The following is a 3161-nucleotide window of genomic DNA, read 5'->3' on the forward strand; positions in this document are numbered from 1 at the left end:
CCGCGCTCGCAGCAGCGTCTCCTCCAGCGGGGCCACCGGGAAGGCCAGCGGGTCGAGGTCGGGAGCGGAGTCCAGGTCGCGGACCAGGAGCCACTAGTTGACCCACTGGTTGGTGACAGCCGTGTACTCCCGGGCGTGCACCAGCAGGCCGGCGATGAACGACTTCGCCACCTTGGACAGCTTCATCGGGTCGCCGCTGTCGTGGAAGGCGTTGCGCTCCCCCTCGAACAGCGACAGGTGGGTGTGCATCCCGCTTCCCGGCTGGTCGGTGAACGGCTTCGGCATGAAGCTGGCCTGCACACCGGTGGAGAGCGCGACCTCCTTGACCACGTGCCGGAAGGTCATGATGTTGTCGGCGGTGGTGAGCGCGTCGGCGTACCGCAGGTCGATCTCCTGCTGGCCGGGTGCGACCTCGTGGTGGCTGAACTCGACCGAGATACCGATGCGTTCCAGCGCGAGTACGCCCTGACGGCGGAAGTCCCGGGCCACGGCGTGGGTGGTGTGCTCGAAGTAGCCGCCGGTGTCGACCGGGGTGGGCACAGTGCCGTCCTGCGGACCGTTCTCGAGCAGGAAGAACTCGATCTCGGGGTGGGTGTAGAAGGTGAAGCCCTTCTCGGCCGCCTTCGACAGCGCGCGGCGCAGCACGTGCCGGGGGTCGGCCCAGGACGGCCCGCCGTCGGGCAGCAGGATGTCGCAGAACATCCGGGCGCTCTCGCCGCTGACCCCGCCTTCGAAGGGGAAGACCTGGAAGGTGGTCGGGTCGGGCATGGCAACCATGTCCGATTCGAAGACCCGGGCGAAGCCCTCGATCGCCGAGCCGTCGAAGCCGATGCCTTCCTCGAAGGCCGCCTCGAGCTCGGCGGGTGCCACCGAAACGCTCTTGAGCGTGCCCAGAACGTCGGTGAACCACAGCCGGACGAACCGGATGTCCCGCTCTTCCAGCGTGCGGAGGACGAACTCCTGCTGACGGTCCACTTCCCCAACCCCTCGCGACACTCTTTTGTCCGCCTTGGCCGGGCTGAACCCGACCTGATCGCCCAGTGTTCCCGGGCCTGGTTACGCAGACGTTACGCGAACTGCCGCCGGCCGTCCCCTCGTGTCCCGCCGGGCGAGCGCGGGGCCCACCCCTGCCGCCACGACGACCGAACCACCACCGACGGCCGAACCACCACCGAGGGCCGCCACGACGGCCGAGCACCTGCCGCCGCGGCCTCGCGGGCGCCCGTCGCGGCGGGTGGCGGCCGTCTCGTCGGAGGGTACGGACTGTCGCGACGAGGCTGGGGCAAGATGAAGGCATGCCCACCCTGCGTCTCGCCCTTTCCCAGGTCAACCCGAGCGTCGGCGACCTCGCCGGAAACGCCGATCTGGTCCGCAGTTGGACTCGCCAGGCCGCCGACGCCGGTGCCCAGCTGGTGCTCTTCCCGGAGATGATGCTGACCGGGTACCCGGTCGAGGACCTGGTCTTCCGGCGTTCCTTCGTCGCCGCGTCCCGGGCCGCCGTGGAGCGGCTGGCCGCCGACCTGGCCGCCGACGGTCTCGGCGAGTTGCCGGTCGTGGTCGGCTACCTGGACGCCGACGGTCCGCCGCAGGTCAGCGGGGACGCCGAGCCGGGCCGGGGTGCCCGCAACGCCGCCGCGCTGCTGCACCGGGGTGCCGTCGTCGCCCGCTACTTCAAGCACCACCTGCCCAACTACGGGGTCTTCGACGAGGACCGTTACTTCGTCCCCGGCGACACTCTGACGGTGGTGCGGATCGGGGGCGTGGACGTTGCGCTGACCATCTGCGAGGACCTGTGGCAGGCCGGCGGTCCGTTCGCCGCCGCCCGGCAGGCCGGCGTCGGCCTGGTCGTCAACATCAACGGCTCGCCGTACGAGCTGAACAAGGACGACTTCCGGCTCCCGCTGGTCCGCCGCCGGGCCGCCGAGGCGGGCGCCACCGTCGCGTACGTCAACATGATCGGCGGGCAGGACGAGCTGGTCTTCGAGGGCGACTCGATGATCGTGACCGCCGACGGCGAGCTGCTCACCCGCGCACCGCAGTTCGTCGAACACCTACTCGTGCACGACGTCGAGCTGCCAGCCGCCACCGCCGCGACGACCACGGAGACCGTCGCGGACGGCATGCGCATCGTGCACAGCACGCTGGACGGCGTTCCGGCCACGCCGACCGGTCCGGCCGCCACCGGCGGTGTGATCGAGCCGGTGGCCGACGAGGCCGAGGTGTGGCAGGCCCTGGTGCTCGGCCTGCGGGACTACGTCAACAAGAACCGGTTCCCGTCGGTGGTGCTCGGTCTCTCCGGCGGCATCGACTCGGCGGTGGTGGCCGCGTTGGCCGTCGACGCCCTCGGGCCGGACCGGGTGGTCGGGGTGTCGCTGCCCAGCCAGCACTCCTCCGAGCACTCACGCGAGGACGCGGCCGACCTGGCCAAGCGCACCGGCCTGGACTACCGCGTCGAGCCGATCCAGCCGATGGTGGACGGCTTCCTGGCCAACCTGTCGCTGTCCGGTGTGGCAGTGGAGAACCTCCAGGCCCGGGTCCGTGGCGTGATCCTGATGGCGCTGTCGAACCAGGAGGGCCACCTGGTGCTGACCACCGGCAACAAGAGCGAGCTGGCGGTCGGCTACTCCACCCTGTACGGCGACTCGGTGGGCGGCTTCAACCCGGTCAAGGACGTCTGGAAGACGCTGATCTGGCGGCTGGCGAAGTGGCGCAACACGGACGCGGCTCGGCGCGGTGAGACGGCCCCGATCCCGGAGAACTCGATCGGCAAGCCACCGAGCGCCGAGCTGAGCCCGGGCCAGCTCGACAGCGACAGCCTGCCCGACTACGACGTCCTGGACCCGATCCTGATCGGCTACGTCGACGGCGATCTCGGCCGCGACGGGCTGATCGAGTCGGGTCACGACCCGGCCGTGGTGGACAGGGTGCTGCGGCTGGTGGATACCGCCGAGTACAAGCGACGGCAGTCCGCGCCGGGCACGAAGATCTCCATGAAGGCGTTCGGCCGGGACCGCCGTCTGCCGATCACCAATCGGTGGCGCGAGCACGGCTGAGCCGTACCCCTGGGGGTGCCGGGTCGGTGGACCCCGAGCAGGTAGCGCCAGAACGGAAGTTGGAAGACGTAGAAGCCGATGTCGACCCCGAACTCCGGGTCCTTGATG

1 protein-coding gene and 1 pseudogene are annotated in these 3161 nt (G+C 70.3%); one reads left to right on the forward strand and one right to left on the reverse strand.

Going from position 1 to position 3161, the window contains the following annotated elements; all coding sequences use genetic code 11:
- Positions 1–96: 96 nt before the first annotated feature.
- Positions 97–975: pseudogene (locus ABZ749_RS32575) on the reverse strand (glutamine synthetase family protein); the annotation flags it as partial.
- 320 nt (positions 976–1295) lie between these two features.
- On the opposite strand from ABZ749_RS32575, the gene ABZ749_RS32580 reads away from it, so the two are divergent.
- A complete protein-coding gene (locus tag ABZ749_RS32580) occupies positions 1296–3053 on the forward strand; it encodes an NAD+ synthase (protein ID WP_357234639.1) in 1758 nt (585 codons plus the stop codon).
- Positions 3054–3161: the final 108 nt, after the last annotated feature.

Origin of the sequence: Micromonospora sp. NPDC047753, assembly GCF_040642735.1 — a bacterium.
In the GTDB taxonomy this organism is placed as follows: Bacteria; Actinomycetota; Actinomycetes; order Mycobacteriales; family Micromonosporaceae; genus Micromonospora.

Coding starts and splice junctions, on each gene's coding strand:
- ABZ749_RS32580 (WP_357234639.1), top strand. CDS start 1,296: ATGCCCACCCTGCGTCTCGCCCTTTCCCAGGTCAACCCGAGCGTCGGC.